Source organism: Halovenus marina, from assembly GCF_051414115.1.
Classification (GTDB): domain Archaea; phylum Halobacteriota; class Halobacteria; order Halobacteriales; family Haloarculaceae; genus Halovenus; species Halovenus marina.
On sequence record NZ_JBLKNZ010000001.1, the window covers coordinates 864,129 to 881,179 of the forward strand.

At 61.2% G+C, this 17,051-nt stretch carries 15 protein-coding genes; 5 read left to right on the forward strand and 10 right to left on the reverse strand.

Translation table 11 applies throughout. The features are described from left to right. Window positions 1–148: 148 nt before the first annotated feature. Both ACMGFL_RS04375 and ACMGFL_RS04380 read right to left on the reverse strand, forming a co-directional pair. Window positions 149–577: a metal-dependent transcriptional regulator gene (locus tag ACMGFL_RS04375; RefSeq protein ID WP_436934316.1), complete on the reverse strand. Its 429-nt coding sequence runs from the start codon at window positions 575–577 to the stop codon at window positions 149–151. 31 nt (window positions 578–608) lie between these two features. Beyond that, a complete protein-coding gene (locus ACMGFL_RS04380) occupies window positions 609–1,088 on the reverse strand; it encodes a ferritin-like domain-containing protein (RefSeq protein WP_436934317.1) in 480 nt (159 codons plus the stop codon). A 151-nt stretch (window positions 1,089–1,239) separates the two neighbouring features. Between ACMGFL_RS04380 and ACMGFL_RS04385 the strand changes: the two genes are divergently transcribed. Together ACMGFL_RS04385 and ACMGFL_RS04390 are read left to right on the forward strand one after the other, a co-directional pair. Beyond that, on the forward strand, window positions 1,240–1,722 hold the full coding sequence (locus tag ACMGFL_RS04385; protein WP_436934318.1) for a cation:proton antiporter regulatory subunit: 483 nt from the start codon (window positions 1,240–1,242) through the stop codon (window positions 1,720–1,722). A gap of 74 nt (window positions 1,723–1,796) precedes the next feature. After that, the gene (locus tag ACMGFL_RS04390; RefSeq protein ID WP_436934319.1) at window positions 1,797–3,008 is read left to right on the forward strand and encodes a cation:proton antiporter; all 1,212 of its coding nucleotides are present in this window, start codon (window positions 1,797–1,799) and stop codon (window positions 3,006–3,008) included. A 20-nt stretch (window positions 3,009–3,028) separates the two neighbouring features. Here the strand turns inward: ACMGFL_RS04390 and sufD are convergent, their stop codons facing one another. Genes sufD through ACMGFL_RS04405 form a run of 3 tightly spaced genes read right to left on the reverse strand, consistent with a single transcriptional unit; the run spans window position 3,029 to window position 6,625 of the window. Beyond that, complete coding sequence (gene sufD, locus ACMGFL_RS04395) at window positions 3,029–4,249, reverse strand: Fe-S cluster assembly protein SufD (protein ID WP_436934320.1); 1,221 nt, start codon at window positions 4,247–4,249, stop codon at window positions 3,029–3,031. 16 nt (window positions 4,250–4,265) lie between these two features. Next, window positions 4,266–5,696: a Fe-S cluster assembly protein SufB gene (sufB, locus tag ACMGFL_RS04400; RefSeq protein ID WP_436934321.1), complete on the reverse strand. Its 1,431-nt coding sequence runs from the start codon at window positions 5,694–5,696 to the stop codon at window positions 4,266–4,268. Between the two features lie 8 nt (window positions 5,697–5,704). Then, window positions 5,705–6,625: an ABC transporter ATP-binding protein gene (locus ACMGFL_RS04405; RefSeq protein WP_436934322.1), complete on the reverse strand. Its 921-nt coding sequence runs from the start codon at window positions 6,623–6,625 to the stop codon at window positions 5,705–5,707. A 249-nt stretch (window positions 6,626–6,874) separates the two neighbouring features. Between ACMGFL_RS04405 and ACMGFL_RS04410 the strand changes: the two genes are divergently transcribed. Next, window positions 6,875–8,002 carry a LolA family protein gene (locus ACMGFL_RS04410; RefSeq protein ID WP_436934323.1) on the forward strand — a complete coding sequence of 376 codons (1,128 nt, stop codon included), beginning with the start codon at window positions 6,875–6,877 and terminating at the stop codon, window positions 8,000–8,002. A 29-nt stretch (window positions 8,003–8,031) separates the two neighbouring features. Here the strand turns inward: ACMGFL_RS04410 and ACMGFL_RS04415 are convergent, their stop codons facing one another. From ACMGFL_RS04415 to ACMGFL_RS04430, 4 genes are all read right to left on the reverse strand, one after another. Continuing rightward, entirely contained in the window at window positions 8,032–10,845 is a 2,814-nt protein-coding gene (locus ACMGFL_RS04415) for a DNA-directed DNA polymerase (protein WP_436934324.1), read from the reverse strand. Window positions 10,846–10,922: 77 nt separating this feature from the next. Beyond that, the gene (locus ACMGFL_RS04420; RefSeq protein WP_436934325.1) at window positions 10,923–11,783 is read right to left on the reverse strand and encodes an SAM-dependent methyltransferase; all 861 of its coding nucleotides are present in this window, start codon (window positions 11,781–11,783) and stop codon (window positions 10,923–10,925) included. A gap of 174 nt (window positions 11,784–11,957) precedes the next feature. Next, window positions 11,958–12,605, reverse strand: coding sequence for an isochorismatase family protein (locus ACMGFL_RS04425; protein ID WP_436934326.1), 648 nt, complete (start codon window positions 12,603–12,605; stop codon window positions 11,958–11,960). 44 nt (window positions 12,606–12,649) lie between these two features. Continuing rightward, complete coding sequence (locus tag ACMGFL_RS04430) at window positions 12,650–14,059, reverse strand: geranylgeranyl reductase family protein (RefSeq protein ID WP_436934327.1); 1,410 nt, start codon at window positions 14,057–14,059, stop codon at window positions 12,650–12,652. 116 nt (window positions 14,060–14,175) lie between these two features. Here ACMGFL_RS04430 and ACMGFL_RS04435 point away from each other — a divergent pair, with 116 nt between their 5' ends. Both ACMGFL_RS04435 and ACMGFL_RS04440 read left to right on the forward strand, forming a co-directional pair. Then, entirely contained in the window at window positions 14,176–15,546 is a 1,371-nt protein-coding gene (locus ACMGFL_RS04435) for a glycosyltransferase family 87 protein (protein ID WP_436934328.1), read from the forward strand. A gap of 73 nt (window positions 15,547–15,619) precedes the next feature. Then, window positions 15,620–15,958 (forward strand): 2Fe-2S iron-sulfur cluster-binding protein, encoded by a 339-nt coding sequence (locus ACMGFL_RS04440; RefSeq protein WP_436934329.1) that lies wholly within the window; start codon window positions 15,620–15,622, stop codon window positions 15,956–15,958. Between the two features lie 28 nt (window positions 15,959–15,986). Here the strand turns inward: ACMGFL_RS04440 and ACMGFL_RS04445 are convergent, their stop codons facing one another. Further along, on the reverse strand, window positions 15,987–17,027 hold the full coding sequence (locus ACMGFL_RS04445) for an NAD(P)/FAD-dependent oxidoreductase (RefSeq protein WP_436934330.1): 1,041 nt from the start codon (window positions 17,025–17,027) through the stop codon (window positions 15,987–15,989). Between the last annotated feature and the right edge of the window lie 24 nt (window positions 17,028–17,051).

Here is a 17,051-nt window from a genome sequence, read left to right on the forward strand (position 1 = left end):
ACTAGCCTACAGGACCTCGTTCCTCATTAAACGCCGTCAGACGCGCGTCAGACGGCTGTTTTCGGTGAATCGCCGGACGAAAGACGGACACGTCGTGGTGGCGGTTGTCATACAGAATCGTCGTGCGGTCAGACGGACGGCCGACAGATCAGTCGGCTGTGGTTTCGAGTTCGAGCAGCGAGCAGACGTCTTCCTCGGCGTCGAAACAGTCCGGACACTGGGGCTCCCGATGGATGATCGTGTCGAGTCGTTCGGCAACTGTCTCGTCTATCACCGGTTCGAGCTGGCGTGCCTCTGTTCGGAAGTCCTCGACTTCGAGTACCTCCACGAGGAATCGTTCGATGATGCAGTAGTTCTGGAGCGCGTCGCGGGCCCGCACGATGCCTTCCTCGGTCAGGTCGACGCCCTTGTACTTCTCGTGGCTGCACAGCCCCTGCTGTTCGAGCTTCCCGACCATCTCGTTTGCACTCGCCGGGCTGACATCGAGCATCTCGGCAATAGAGCCGGTCGATGCCGGGCCGTCTTCGAGTTCCTGCACCAGGTAGATCGCCTTGAGATACTGGTTTGCCGTGTTCATCGTTGCCCCCACGTGTGAGTCGCTCGTACTGTCATCGTGTTTCCTCCATGAGTTGCGTTACCTCTTCGACGCCCGCTTCCTCCTCGTCGCGGATCGCACGAAGTTCGGCCAGTACCGATTCGCGGTCGACGCTGAACTCCGCAGACGACGACTCGATCGCGTCGATCAGGTCGTCGTAAAACTTGTAGGCCGTCTCCTCGTTGCACAGTTGGTCGTAGAGGACGCCGTCGAACTCGTCGTCTGCCTCGTACTGTGCCTCGACGAGCGTCTGAATCTCGTCGAACGGAATCGTCTCGGCGTCGAGCGAGTCGACTAGCGCGTCGAGGCGCTCGCGGTGCTCGGCGGACTCCTCGGCGGCTTCTTCCAGAAACGACCGAATGTCATCATCGAGTCCCGGGGCTTCGCGAGCGTGTTTGGCCGCACGCGCCTCGACGACCTCTTCGAGTACGATCCCGATCTGTAACAGTCGGGCGAGCTGGTGGTCAGATTGGAGCGGTGAGCCGAGGCTCATGCTGCTCTCACCGCCAACGCTCCCGCTGATGGCTCCATACCCGAGGAATATGCCACACGCAGACTTAACTGTTGGCAGATCCACCCGTTGCACTCCTCGTGGTCGGCGCTCCCGGGGCAACATTCACGTACTCGCTGTGCAAGGTTCGAGTATGACAATCACGGAATCGTCGCTCCCGGGGGTCGGCAAGAAGTTCGAGGTCGAACTCGACGACAACGAGATGGTGATCGTCATCCACAACACGGGCAAGCGCGAGCTATTTCGTCGACCCGACCCCGACGCCGACGCGGAGAAGGTCTTCTCGTTCGAGGACAAACTGGCGCGAAAGATCGGCTCTATCATCGAGGGCGCACACTTTCAGCCCGTCGAGGCCGAAACGACCGAGACGACACTCCCCGGCGGACTCCTGCTCGAATGGTACGAGGTTGCCCCGGGGTCGGGCCTGATCGGTGAAACGCTCGAAAGCGCCCACATCGGCAACCGAACGGGCGCAACCATCGTCGCGATCCAGCGCGGGGAACAGACGATCGATAGCCCGCCTGCCGATACCGACTTTCAGGAGGGCGACACACTGATCGTCATCGGAACCCCCGAGAACTGCGAGGCCTTCGAGGAGGTTCTCGCAGATGGGTGAGCGACGCGCTCACAGACGCTCTGTTGTGTCTCTGACTGATTCGCTTCGACTGCTACCGGAACACGCACAGTCGTATGGCTGATCTCCTGCTCGAACTCGGCGTACTGTTCGTGGCCGTCGCAGCCGTCGGTGCGATTGCGAACCGCATCAATCAGTCCGTCATCCCCTTCTACATCGTCGTGGGGATGGCCCTTAGTCAGTACGTGATCGGCCGGACCGACCTCCCTTACGTCACCGAATCCGAAGTCGTCACCGTCGGCGCAGAACTCGGTATCGTCTTTCTCCTCTTCTTTCTCGGTCTCGAATTCAACCTCGACCGGTTGCTCGAAAAGCGCACCCAGATCACGACGGCGGGAACGATCGATCTGCTCATCAACTTCGGTGTTGGCTTCCTGCTCGGACTCGCGCTCTTCCGGTCACTGCTGCCCGCGTTCCTCACCGCCGGAATCGTCTACATCTCCTCGTCGGCGGTCATCACCAAGTCGCTGATCGACATGGGCTGGATCGCAAACAGCGAGGCAGAACCGATGCTCGGGACGCTCGTCTTCGAGGATCTGGTCATCGCCGTCTATCTCGCCGTCACGACCGCAATCGTCCTCGGTGGCGGCAGCCTCGAAGCGGCCGCCTTCGACGTCGCCATCGCCCTCGGGTTCATCCTCGCGTTACTCGTGCTCGTGTACGCCGGAACGGACCTGTTCAAAGCGCTCGTCGATACCGACTCGAAGGAGTTTCTCGTGCTTCGGACCCTCGCCGTGACCGTCTTCGTCGCCGGACTCGCCCTCTCGCTCGGCGTCAGCGAGGCGGTCGCAGCCTTCTTCGTCGGGATGGCGTTTTCCTCGCTCGGTCACGACGAGGTCGAGCGCATCGAACGCACGCTGGAACCGCTCCGCGATGCGTTCGCCGCGATCTTTTTCTTCTGGATCGGTCTCGTCACCGACCCGCTGCTGTTCGGTGACGTGCTCGTTCTCATCGCCGTTGCTGTCGCGGTGACGACGCCGACGAAACTCGTCAGCGGCTATCTCGGCGGGCGTGTCTTCGATCTGGGTCCACGCCGTTCGACTCGTGTCGCACTCGGCATGACCACACGCGGGGAGTTCTCGCTCATCATCGCCGCACTCGCCATCTCCGGGGCGCAGGCGGGCACCTTCCCAACGGATCTCGCGAACACGATCAACGCCTTCGCCGTCGGCTACGTGCTCGTCATGGCAATTCTCGGGACGACACTCATGCAGTACTCTGCGCCATTCGAGCGCTTTGTCGTCTCGCGGCTGTCGCCGTCTGAATAACAATCGAACGCTCGACTCGGTCAGTTCCGGAGTCGACCGGCGACGAGTTCTTCGAGGTCCTCGCGCAGTTCTGCGACCGCGATCTCTTCGAGAACGGGGACGAAAAAGCCCTCGACGAGCATGTTCGTCGCCTGCTCTTCACCGATGCTACGGGAGGTCATGTAGAACAACTCCTCGGCGTCGACCTGACCGACGGTCGCGGAGTGACTCGCTTCCGTGTCGTGGTTGTTGATGATGAGTTTCGGTGACGCGTCGGCCTCGCTGTCGTCGGAGAGCATGAGGGTGTTCTCCCGCTGATAGGAGTTCGTGTCCCACGCGTCGGTGCCGACATCCTGAACACCCTCGTAGACCGAGCGCGCTGCGTCGTCGAGGACGCCGCGAGTGACGAGGTCGGCTGTCGTGTGCTCGCCCTCGTGCCAGACGCGACTGGCGATGTCGAAGTGCTGGTCGTCGTGGCCGAAGAACGCGCCGACAATCTTTGATTCGCTACTGTCGCCGATCAGGCGCGTCTCCACGGACGACTTCGTGAGACGGGTGCCGATGTTGCCGTCGATCCAGTTGATCTGTCCGTAGGTGTCTGCGTGACCGCGCTTGACCTGGAAGTTGTAGGTCTCTTCCGAGAGATTCTGGAGCGCACCGTACTGAACGTGTGCGTTCTCCCCGGCGACGGCCTCGACGATGCCGCTGTAGTAGCGACCCTCGTCGACTGCCTTCGCGTCCTCGCCGGTTGACTGCCGTTCGAGGATGGTCACGCTCGCAGACTCCTCGGCCACGACGAGCGTGTAGTTAAACAGCGACCGGGAGTTCATCCGCGTCCGGATCTTGACGTCCTCCGCGGTGACGCCCTCGGGGACGTAGACGACCGTTCCGGCACTGAACAGCGCCGTCGAGAGCGCTGTCAGATAGTCGCGCTCGGTGTCGACGACCGTCCCGAAGTACTCCTCGATCAGGTCGCCGTGTTCGGACAGGGCCGTCTCCCAGTCGAGCACGTCGACGCCCTCGGCGCTGACGCGGTCTTTCTCCTGTGCCCAGTCGAGCGGGTCGACCAGCGACTCGTAATCGAGCGCGTCGAGGTTCGTCCAGTCACGGCCAGGTGTTCGGATGACGTCGGGCATGTCCAACCCATCGAGCGCAGCGAGCGCGTCGAGACGCGTCTCCAGCAGCCACTCAGGTTCGCCGAGTGACTCGCTGATCTCCGTTACTTGCGATTCTGTGAGGTTTGCGTGTATCTGCGTACTCATGGAAATCACCTCGGAGTTATCCGAGACTGCCCTCCATCTCCAGTTCGATGAGGCGGTTCAGCTCCACCGCGTACTCGATGGGCAGTTCCTCGGTGATCGGTTCGATGAAGCCAGCGACGATCATCTGCTTTGCGTCGTCGTCGTCGAGGCCGCGAGACTGCAGGTAGAACACGTCCTCGTCACCGATCTTGCCGACCGTCGCTTCGTGGGCAACGTCGACCTTGCTCTCCTGAATCTCCATGTACGGCATCGTGTCGGAGGTGGACTCGTTGTCGAACATCAGCGCGTCACACTCGACGGCGGTCGAGGAGTTCTCCGCGCCGTCGCTGATGTGGACGATGCCGCGGTAGTTGGTGCGGCCGCCGTCCTTGCTGATGGATTTCGACTCGATGGTCGATTTGGTGTTTGGCGCGTTGTGGTACACCTTCGCGCCGGTGTCGATGTTCTGGCCCTCGCCCGCGAAGGCGATAGTGATGTGGTTGTCCGTCGCACCGGGGCCTTTGAGGATGGTCGAAGGGTACAGCATCGTGGCCTTCGAGCCCATCGACCCCGAGACCCACTCCATCGTGGCGTCGGCCTCAGCGATGGCGCGTTTCGTGTTGAGGTTGTAGGTGTTCTTCGACCAGTTCTGCACCGTCGAGTACTGGACGTGTGCGCCCTCCTTGACGAACACTTCGACGCCGCCCGAGTGGAGGTTGAACTCCGAGTACTTCGGAGCCGAACAGCCCTCGATGTAGTGGACTTCGGAGTTCTCCTCGGCGATGATGAGCGTGTGCTCGAACTGGCCCATGCCGTCGGAGTTCATCCGGAAGTACGCCTGCACGGGCATCTCGACGGTGGTGTCCTCGGGGACGTACACGAACGAGCCGCCCGACCAGATCGCACCGTGGAGCGCGGCGAACTTGTTGTCGCTCGGGGGGACACACTTCGTCATGAAGTGCTCGCGGACGATCTCTTCGTGTTCCTGGACTGCCTTGTCCATGTCACAGAAGATGACGCCCTTCTCCTCCCACTGTTCCTGCATGTTCTGGTAGACAATCTCAGATTCGTACTGCGCGCCCACACCGGAGAGGGCGTTTTTCTCTGCTTCCGGGATGCCGAGTTTGTCGAAGGTGTCCTGAATCTCCTCGGGCAGGTCCTCCCAGTCGTCGACGCCGCCGCGTGTCTCGATGTCGGGACGGATGTACGGGACGATTTCGTCGACGTCGACCTCAGAGAGGTCAGGCGCGCTCGGCCAGTCGGTCGGCATCGGGAGCTCCTTGAACAGCTCCAGCGCGCGGAGTCGCCGTTCGAGCATCCATTCGGGTTCGTCCTTGTCTTCCGAGATGACTCGGATGGTCTCCTCGGTGAGGCCCTTCTCGGCCTCGAAGGCGGATTTCTCCTCTTTCTTGAACTCGAAGCGGGCTTCCGTGTCGGTGTCTTTGAGGTGGTCTTGGTCTGAACTCATGGTTGTAGTTATGCAGTCTCGTATACTTCTTCACGAACCCAGTCGTACCCCTCGTCTTCGAGCTGTTCGGCAAGTTCCGCGCCGCCGCTTTTGGCGACTTTGCCGTCGAGCATGACGTGAACGTGGTCCGGTTCCACGTAGTCGAGGATACGCTGGTAGTGAGTGATCTGCAGGATGCCCGCCCCTTCCTCGTCGCGGAGGGCGTTGATCCCGTTCGAAACGTCCTGTAGCCGGTCGATGTCGAGTCCGGAGTCGATTTCGTCGAGGACGGCGATTTCTGGCTCCAAGATAGCTGCCTGGAGCACTTCGTTTTGCTTTTTCTCGCCGCCGGAAAAGCCCGCGTTGAGGTACCGGCTCGCGAACTTCTCGTCCATGTCGAGCCGTTCCATCTTCTCCTGGAGGATCTGCTGGAACTCCGCGACGCCGACTTCGCCCTCGTCCGCGGGGCCTTCCATCGGCGACGTCTCGTAGCCCGCCGCGTCCTCGTTTGTCGATTCTTCTTCGGCTTCTTCTTCCTCCTCGTCCTCGAAGAGTTCCTCTTGCTCTTCGAGTTTCGCGTTGAGCGCCGTCCGGAGGAAGTTCACCATCGTGACGCCTTCGATCTCTGCGGGGTACTGGAAGCCGAGGAAGATACCGAGCGCAGCGCGCTCGTTTGGCTCCAGGTCGAGGAGATCCCACTCGCGCATGTCATCGGGAATTTCCTCGTCGTACTCGTCGCCGTCGAGGTGGAGCGTCACCGAACCGTCGGTGACACGATAGGCGGGATGGCCAGCGATGACCTTCGCGAGCGTCGACTTTCCGCTGCCGTTTGGCCCCATCAACGCGTGGATCTCACCGCTCGATACGTCGAGATCCACCCCGTGAAGGATCTGTTCACCGTTTTCCTCTGCGACTTCTGCGTGGAGGTTGTCAATTGTAAGGGTCGCCATAGGTGTTCTTAGGTCATCCGAAAAGTGGGGCGACTGACCCATAATAGTTTCGGATTTGCACGTCGTGTTTTGCGAACCAAGAAATATATTTTTTGTTCACGGACTATCGGTCGGATACCGAAGCGTTTTGGGTGTGGTCACTGGCAAACAGATGAGTCAGATAAACAAGGGTGGGACGTGTACGATACCGCCAGCTACCAGCACATGTCTGTATTGCACTCATCGTCCTGTTCGCGGCGACGAGTGATTTTGACGGCCGGACTCGGCGTTCTTCTCTTACTTGCTGGCTGTAGTGGACTCGCCGGAGATGAGCCGGAACTACCAACCGGTGAAACGGCCGCTGAGCAATTTTCCGACGTCGGCGTCTACAACGCGACAGTGGTGTTCACAACGGATAACGGGACGACATCGAACACGATCGAGCGAACGGTTCGTCCCTCGACTGGCGAGCGATATGCGGTGACCGCCGTCGACGGGGAGCGACAGATCACCGTCTCGAACGGGACGACGATCTGGAACTACAGCCCAGCGGATAACGAAGTGTTGGTTATCTCGACCGAGGGAACCGGCGGCGTGAGAAATCAAAGTCGGCAGATCAGACAGCTGTTCGAGAGTGTGGCGGCCGAGCAGCCGACCGAACCGGTCGTCTTGCCGATCTTTTCTGCCTTCACGTCCAGTTCCACCAGCAACTCCGCGGTACAGCCCGGATTCTGGAGTGAGCCGGTCGAAGTGAGCTACGAGGGTGTCGAACGCGTCTCGGGCCGCGATGCGTTTGTTTTTCAGATGGAGTCGACCGAAGACGCCGAAACACAGCTCGAACAGACGCTGTATGTCGACACCGAGCACTACGTCGTTCTGCGGGGGGAGTGGACGGTCGTAGCCGAGATCAACGGAGAGACAGAACACATTACTGGCTCGATGAGAGTCGAGGACATCGAGTTCGACCCGACGGTCGATGACGATATCTTCGAGTTCGTGCCGCCGGAAAATGCAACTGTGTCGCGACCGGGACAGAGCATAGACCGGTTCGAGAGCTACGACGCGCTGGTCTCGGGGAGTGACAAGCCTGTTCCATCACCACAACTCCCCGCTGATTTCGAATTCGAGTCTGGAACGAACGCGACGGATGCTGTCTCGCTCCGCTACACGAACGGGACAGCAGACATCTTCGTCACTCGTCGCACGACTGGCGGTGTCCGGGAGGAGGCAGAGCAGGTTACCCGGAACGGGCGAACGTACTACTACCTCGGTCAGTCCGGAGTCGATACCATTCAGTGGCGGTGCGACGGCGCGATCTACAGCGTCAGTGGACCAGTCGACCGTGAGACCCTCCTGACGATCGGGGATTCTGTCGAGTGTGTTCCAGCCGAGGGGTGATTCTTTTCGAGAGGTTATTGCCGACAGTATCACATATACTGCCCGAGTCCGGTCTGTTCCTGTCCGGACTCGACTTCCTGCCAGGTCACGTCGAGCGCTTCGAGAATGCGCTCGATCGGTCCCTTGAGCGTCTTGTCCAGCATCTTCTCCCAGTCGACCTCGAACTCCTCGGGGATCTGGTCTGCGTACTCGAAGCAGATCACGTCCGGGTCCCGGCGGAACTCCCCGTAGAGAACGTCCTCGGCGGGGTCGAGTCCTTCCTCGCGCTCGATGCGCTCGAAAAAGTCCGCGTGGACGCGGTCGAGATACAGTCGCTTCGGTTTTGACCCGCGCTGGAAGTTCGTCCCAAGGAGGAGGTTCGCGTACTTCGCACCCCGAACCTGGGCGGTGTCGGTGTCGTAGTTGTCGAGTCGTTTCCCGATGCCGCCCGGAATGCCCACGTCCTCGGGGTCGACATTGCCCTCCTTGAAGTCCTCGATGACCTCCGTCACGTACGTTTTCACCGTCTCTGTGTCCTCGCCTCGGACGATCATGTCGATCACTTCCTTCTGGACGCGTTTCGTGATCGGTGCAATATCCGACCGCTGGTACTCGAATCCCGTGATGTCGATGTCGTCGACGTGCTTGCCCTCCTTCCAGATGATGTGTCCGGCGTAGCGCTTTTTCTTGCCCGCCTGGAAGAATCGTCGGTACAGTTTCTCGAATTCGATCTGAAAGCGGTGTTCGGCGGCGTTCAGTTCTTCGAGGGCGAACGAATCGTAGGAGTCGTTGATCTGTTCCTCTAACTCGAAGCCCTTCTGGATGGTCGCCGCCACCGTCTCCAACTGCTCTTCGCCCATACCGGGGTGTTTCTCGCGCATCTCGTCGGTGACCTCCACGCCCCCTTCGACGTCCGCTGGACGAACATCTCCGACTTCTAACATGACGCTGTCGGTGTCCCCGTAGACCACCTCGTAACCCTCCGCTTGGACGACGTCGTCGGTGTACTCGATTACCTCCCGACCCGTCGCCGTGACCGCTGCCCCCATCTCCTTGTCGTAGAGGCGAAACCGATCCCAACCAAGCACGCCGTACAAACTATTCATAATCACCTTGACAGCTGACTGCTGTCTGTCGAACTGCTCGTATTCTGGCTCTTTAGGGCTAAATTCGTCTCTTTGTGATTTCTTTTCTTCCCGTTCTGTCAGAAGCTCGTCAACCATCTCCCGGATGACGCCGTCCGGTTCCTTCCGAAAGTGCGTGCCGTTCGGTGCGCGGTAGGTGTCACCCTCGTACGCCTCGGGGTCGACTTTCGTCTCCGGTGATGCGTTCGTCGTCACCATGCACATCGGATAGAGGCTCTTCAGGTCCAGCACGCTGACATTTTCTCGAACCCCCGTTATCGGGTCGAAGACCGCGCCGCCTTCGTAGGCTTCGCCCTCCTGTTGGCCCTTCGACGGGAGCGCGAAGTTGTCGTGAAGCTTATGGAGGACGTACATGTCGACGGCGTCGCCGGGCGTGGTCGCATCTTCGATTTTACACCCGACGAACTGGCGCACCTCGTTCCAGAAGGCGATGATGTCCTGGTCCCGGTCGAGTTCGACACAGAGTTCCACGTCCCGGAGGTTGTACTCCAGCAGTCGCTCGGGGTCGTTCTCCCAGAGATCACCGATGTCGCCCGCGTAGCGTTCCTTGCCGACGCCGAGTTCGCGTGTCCCGACGTCCTCCAGTCGATAGGAGTCGAGTTCCGTAAACTGGGTGCGCTGGTAGGCATAGAGCAGGTCGAACATGACGCGGCCCTTGACGTCCGGGCCCTGCCAGTCGCTGCGCCACACCTCGTCGACGCGGGAGAGGCGTTCGACGTTCAGGTCGTGGTCCGTTCCGCTATCCAGAACGTCGAGTCTGTCGAGCAGGTACGGCGCGTCGAAGTCGGTGAAGTTCCAGCCAGTCGCGATGTCGGGGTCGGTGTCCTCGATGTACCCGAGAAAGGCGTCGAGCATCGCCTCCTCGGTGTCGAAGGTTCGGAGATCGACGTCGAGGTCAGATTCGACGGTGTCGTCGTCTATCGGGTCGTAGCCCTCGATCGCTTCCGGGGGATCCTCCCCGCCGGGCGCTTCGTACAGCCAAAGGATGTACTCGTCGCGGTCGGAGTCGTGGCTGGACAGACAGATGATCGGTTCCTCGCCGTCCTCGGGGAAGCCAGAGCGGTCGTCGACCTCGATGTCGAAGGTGTTGACTCGGGGCTTTACGTCCATCTCGACTGGCTCGACTTCCTCGTGGTGGACGCGGAGGGTCTGTCGCGGGTCATCGTCGACTTCGCGGGCGGGGATCGAGATCCCGCTCGTGATGTCCTTGTCGATGAGAAATCGATTGGGAAAGAGGATGTCCGCCTCGTAGTGCTCGAACTCGTCGCGAATTTGGCCCACGTCCCGCGGCGTCTGTCCGTATATCTTGACCAGTTTCTCACCGCGAATCGACTCGAAGGGGTCGCCATCGTCGTCGGTTTCGTCCCAGTCAGTGATCCGGTCGTACTCCTCCAGTCGTCCCTCGGTGACGTTCTCGACCGGCGCGTAGAAGTAGGGGCGAAAGTCCCGCACCTTCGCGTGGACGAGTTCCCGGTCGCTCGTCCGGCCGAAGACGTGGATGACCGGATACTCCTCGTCGCCGCGACCCTCGACCGTGTAATCGACCTGCATCACCGCCATCTCGACGGTTCCCTCGACCGGGGCAAACAGCGCGTCGTCGGCGTCGACGCGGTCGGCGGTCGTCGTTGCCGTTCCGGCAATCGCCTGTGCCTCGGCCTGGGCAGGGCGATCATCGTCGTCGGAGTCGGCGGCGTACGCCCCGAGTTCGGACTGGGTCATTAGCGTGTGGTATCACGCCCTCCGGTAAAAACATCAGCGGTCCGCCGTCGATCAGACCCCACTCTCGCTGGGTGTGGTCACTCGCTCAGATCCGCGGTGATTAGGAAGTACCCGAGCGTGCCGTCACGCACGAGTCGATAGATATCGGCGTTTGCTTCGAGCGCATCGATCTGTGTCTCGGAGGTGCGCCCGACCAGACCGAGCAGGCGATAGCCGGGATGTGCCATCCGCGAGAATCGGTAGCGCTGCTCCGCTGACTCCTCGACGCCCTCCGTGAGGTCACGAACACGAATGTTCGTAAAGCCTGCCGCTTCGAGCGCCTCCCTGAAGTCGTCGACGTTCCCCACGCGCACTCCGAGCGATTCGTTGACTGTCCGGATGCGGTCGCGGTCGGTCGACGAGAGATCCAGTGCGCGAGTGAACATATCGGTCACACCGATCCGGCCGTCGGCGCGGAGGACGCGCTTTGCCTGTTCGAGCACCCGTGACACGTCCGGCGAATGTGAGATCGCTTCCAGCCCCCAGACGACGTCCACCGAGTCGTCGTCGACAGTGTCGAGGTCGTGAAAGTCGTCTTTCGCGAACGTGGTCAGTTCTGAAACGTCGTGCTCGCGGGCATTCTTGCGCGCGATGTCGAGTTGCGTCTCGCTGATGTTGACCCCGACGACTTCGGCCCCGTACGCGCGAGCGTTCCAGACCGAGTCCTCGCCAGCGCCACAGCCGATGTTGAGGATCCGGTCGCTCTCGTCGATGTCGAGCGCCTCCGAGAGCACTCGCATCGTGTTCATCGAGGCCTCGCCCGGTTCGGTGTGTTCCTCGTCGTAATAGCCGAAATGCAGACTCCTGTGGCCCCGCTGTTCCCACTCCTTCTCGTAGGTCTTCAGGAGTTCGTCGTAGATGTCGACGACCTCGTCGGGGTCCAGGTCCCGTGACTCCATACCGGTAGATCGTTCTCCCGTTCGATAAGGGTTCCCGTTCGGTGATCGTCGTCTCCTGACTCTCATAGTGATTATTGCGGTAATTTTCGTGACCACGGGACGGAGACGGTGTGTTCGAGAGCGTACACACCCGGATTGTGACAGCCTGGCGGTAAAGACTCGCAATAATCACTATCAGCCATCCCCCCGGAGGCGTTCGACCGTCTCTTCGAGGGTCGTGACGTCGGCGTATTTCATGTCCATGTCGAACAGGGAGATCTCGTGAGAGATCTGCGACCGGTCGGCGACACACTCCTGTGGAATCAGCACGCGATAGTTGTACGAGAACGCGTCGACGACCGTCGCGCGGACACACCCCGATGTCGTCATCCCCGTGACGACCAGCGTATCGATGCTGTCGTAGGTGAGCATACTTTCGAGCTGTGTCCCGAAAAACACGCTCGGCTTGTGCTTGTCGAACACGACGTCGTCGTCGGCGGGCGAGAGCTGATCGTCGAGCGTGAGCATCTCCTCGGTCTGGGATTTCTCGTCGCTCGTGTCGTGCCATCTGCCCGCCTCGTTCTCGTGTGTTCCCTTCCGCGAAATGGAGTAGTAGCCCCGGACCCCGTGTTCGCGGGCCGTCTCCATGAGCCTCGATATCGCTTTCGCGGTGGGCTTTCCCGTCTCCGAATTCCCGTTCGCGAAGCGGTCTTCGGTGAACTCTCTGGTCATGTCCACGATCAGAACGGCAATCTCGTCGCCGACGCCGACCTCGCGACCGAACTGTCCGTCGTCGACCATCTGCTCCAGATCTGCGTCGGGCACGGACTCTGGGCGGTACATGTCCGACCCTTTCGACACCACAGGGATAGCTCTCTCGACTGCAGTCAGTACTTCGGCTCTGCCCCGACCTGCTCGTAGACGCGGTCCATGATCGCGTCCCGCTCGGTCTGCCACTCCCCGAACTCGTCGGGACCGTCGGGATAGCGCTCGTAGTGTTCGAGCAATTCGTCAGCGAGGTTTTTCGTCTGATACAGGTCGTAGATCGTATCCAGATGGCCGCGTGCCTTGAACAGCGTCTTGAGTTTGAGCCACAGGCCGATGTTCGCCGACCCCGAGTAGATGGCCTCGGAGAGCTTTCCGACCGGGAGCGCGGCGAGCAGGCCCATCAGGTCGTCGACGTCGTAGGCGGTCGTGTAGATGTTGTACACGTCGAGCGCGGCGTAGCGGCCCCCGAAGTGGTCCATGACGCGCTCGTTGTACTCCCAGAGCGCCGATTCGCTCACGTCGCCATCTTCGAGGCCGTCGATTGCGGCCTCCGCGGCGTAGGTGCCAGCGTATGCGGCCCCGGCGATGCCCCCGCCAGTGGTGGGGTTGACGTGGGCGGCGGCGTCCCCGATGGCCATGTAGCCGTCCGCGACAGCAGAGTCGTAGGGCCGTCGCGTCGGGAGGGCCGCGCCGAGTTTGTCTTTGACGGTCGCGTTTTTGAACTCCGGACGATTTCGCAGGTCGCGCTTGAGGTCGTCGACGAGTTGCATCGGTTCCTCGGTCATCTGAAAGCCGAGTCCGGCGTTTATCTCGGTGGGCGTCCGCGGGAAGTACCACAGATAGCCAGCCGCACGCTCGGTCGGCTTGAAGACGAGCGCGTCCGACCACTCCACCGGTTCGTCGACCTCGATTATCTCCCGATAGGCCGAGGAAAACTGTGAGTATCGAACGTTCGTGTCGAAGGTCGCATCGGAGAAGTCGGCCTTGTCCTGCAGCAGCGACAGCGACCCCGTCGCGTCGATGACGATGTCGGCGTCGTAGGTGAGCGGATCGCCACGATAGCGCGCGTTCAGTCCTTTGAACCGTCCGTTCTGGACGACGTCGTTGACGACCGTATCGTAGTGGAAGTTCACGCCGGTGCGCTCTGCGCCGTCGATGAGTCGGCGGCCGAACTCCCAGCGGTCGACGACGGCGAGTTCGCCAGGCACGGGAATGTCGACGACGGTGTCGAGTTGTGGAATCTCGAACTGGCCGTGGTCGACCTCGTTGTTGGTGATTGCGGGTTCGAGCTGTGAGCGGTCGATCACCGACGGGAAGTTGCTCGCTCCTTTCAGCGCGTCACCACAGGCGATGTGTCCGGCTTCCTCCGGGTCCTTTCGTTCGATAATCACGACGTCGTATCCTGCCTCCGCCAGCGTCGCTGCGGCGTAACAGCCGGACGTGCCTGCCCCGACGACCACGGCGTCCCACGTCGTCCGTCGGTTCGCGGACGTCGCCGCGCTCGACTGCTGGGCCTCCTCAGTTGCCATGCCTCCCAGTCAATTCCGGAGCGGGAAAACTCTTCGCTCATCGACCGTCTCCCGCCGACCGACTTCGCGAGGATAGTCCACCAGTACTTATTGTCATCGCAGTCGCACGCTCCTGTATGTCTCTGCCCTCCCGTCTTAATCGCCGCCTGACGCTGCTCGGTCGCCCCCTGTTCGGTGACCGGGCGATTGCAGCGTGGATCATCCTCGCCGCCTCTTTCCCGCTCGGACTGGATCTGTATCTCGACAACCCTCGGATCGGTCTGTGGACGTGGGATATCTACGGCAGTATGGGCGTCAACTATCACGTCTATCACGTGGCCGCCGAAGCCGCCATGGAGGGGGCGAACTTCTATCAGGTTCACCCGCCCGGCCACGACGCCTACTACTACCTGTACCCGCCGATCACGGCCCTGACCTGGATCCCGTTTACCCTGTTCGAGTGGTCGACCGGCTACACGCTCCTGACCGTGTTGTCAGTGCTCGCCGCCGTGCTGGCGACGGTGCTCATCGTTCGCTTTATCGAGTCCCACGACCACCGCCTCGGCTGGCTTGACTGTGGACTCATTCTCGGGATCTTTCTCCTCTCGAAACACGCGTACGGAAGCATCTTCTGGGGCAACATCAACATTCTTCTGGGTGGGCTGTTCGCTCTCGGATTCTGGGGGCTGTATCGTGACCGCGAAGTGCTGGCCGGGGTCGTCTTCGCCGTCGCCGCCCTGTTCAAGATATTTCCCGCGCTCGTTGGACTGTGGTTCCTTCGCGACCACAGATGGACGGCGACAGCGGTCGCTCTCCTGACCGGCGTGGCGGGACTTATCGGTGGTGTCGTCCTGTTCGGTCTCGACACCTCGGTCTTCTATTTCACCGACGTGCTTCTCGGCAGAAGTGGCTCTGACGCCTTCATCGGCGGCTATCCGCCCGACGGATTTCTGTACGTGACCTTCCAGCGCCCCCTCTCGCATCTCATCTGGTGGGCCTGGCCGTCGGCTCCCTACGTCGTTTTGCCCGCGCTTTCGGCTGGACTCTCGGCGCTCATTCTCTACGTGTTCTACGTGAACGTCGACACCCTGACCGAACAGTTGATGGCGCTTCTGGCGACCACAGTCGTGACCATGCTGATCTACCCGTCGCTCCAGTGGTACGCGGTGCTCATCTTCTTCCCCCTGATCGCGCTCGTGTACCTCTGGCGCGATGGGTGGGAGCGGTATCTCTTCTACGCTGCGGCTATTCTGTTCTCGTTCAACAACCGTCCGAGCGAACAACTCGAATATCTCACCGGGTTCCCCGAACCGCTGCAGGGCTGGCTGTCCGCAATTGTCGGTGCGGCGACGTTCCAGACCATCGGGATGTCGGTGATGCTGTTCGCCTGTGCGGTGTACAAACTCAGAGTCGCCGACGACCGCTCGGCCTTCGACCCGCGGGTGCAGGTGCGGGCGCTGTGGGCGTGGCTCGCTCCACGTGTTCGATCTGCAGCCAACTCACGCTGATCGGCCACAGGTTCGATCCGCAACCCCACCACGCTGATAAAGAGTTTTATTGGCCACCGTTGTAGGCCAGTGCATGACCGAACACACCGTCGAGTTCGTCGGGACCGGCGAGACGATCTCCGTTTCAGAGAAAGAGACCATCCTGAGTCGCTGTATCGAGGAGGGCATCGCACAGGAGTACTCCTGCCGGGTCGGGATGTGTCTGGCCTGCTCGGCCAAGATCGAATCGGGCGAGGTCACGCAACCGGCCGCGCGCGGCCTCACCGACGAGGAGCGCGAGAACTACGCACTCACCTGTATGGCTCGCCCGCAGTCAGATCTGCAACTCGACCGCGGCAAGTACCCGCCGAGCATCGACGCCGAGGAGTACGCCGCCGCCGACGGCGACAGTCCCGCCGCTGCCGACGACTAATCCGCCGATAGCTCACACAGCAACTAGCTCAGTCGTCCGCTGCCTGTTCTGTCTCGACGCTCACGTTCGACTCGTGTTCACGAGCGCGAGCGCGAAGATCGGCCGACATCCCCGGCACGTCGCTTGCGTCGACCGCTCCCGACTGTTCGATCTCGTCGAGCGATTTCGGATACGTCCGTAGTTCGTAGTGGATCGCCAGTCCGGCTTTTGCCCCCTCACCGACAGCGACTGGAACCTGATTGTGGCCGGGCGTCACGTCACCGACGGCGTAGATGCCGTCGACGCTCGTCCGGCCGTGGTCGTCGACGGCGATGGTGCCGTCGTCGTTCAACTCACAGCCAAGCGCTTCCGCGAGTTCCGTGTTGTACTCTGAGCCGTACATCGCGAAGCCGCCACGGTACTCTCTCCGGGTGCCGTCCGCGAACGTCATCGCTTCGAGCCAGCCCTCGTCGTCGTTTTCGACGCCCGTCACCTCCGGTTCGACGATATCGACCGGGTGCGCGCGCAGTTGTCTCTCGGTGTCCTCGTCGAACGTCGGTTCGTCGCCGTTCAACAGAATGTCGACGTCGCTGGTGAAATTGAGCATGATCATCGCGACGTGTGCGGCGCTGTTCCCGGTCCCCATCACGTACACGGGCGCGTCGACGAACATGTACGCATCACAGTGCAGACAGTAGTGCAGACCGCGTGCCGTTCGTGGCGCGGGCGGGTCCGGTCGCCCGTCGCTGAATCCAGTGGCGAGCACGACCTGTTCGGCGCGGATCGTATCAGTGTCCATCTCTAGCTCGAACGCGCCCGACTCATGCTGTGTGGCGTCGGAGACGAACGCCCGCTTGTGGTCACCACCGTAGGATTTGATCTGCTCGATGCCGGTCTGGAGATACTCCATCCCGGAGATATCCTCGGTCACACCGACGACGTTGTGGGTGTCGGCCATCATCGCCGCGCGACCGCCACCACGGTCGATAAGGACAGTGTCGTGACCGAGTCGCGTCGTGTACAACGCCGCCGATAGTCCAGCGGGACCACCGCCGACGACCGCAACCTCGTAGGCTGACTCCGAACTCATGTATCTGCTCTAGGGTCTGTGTGC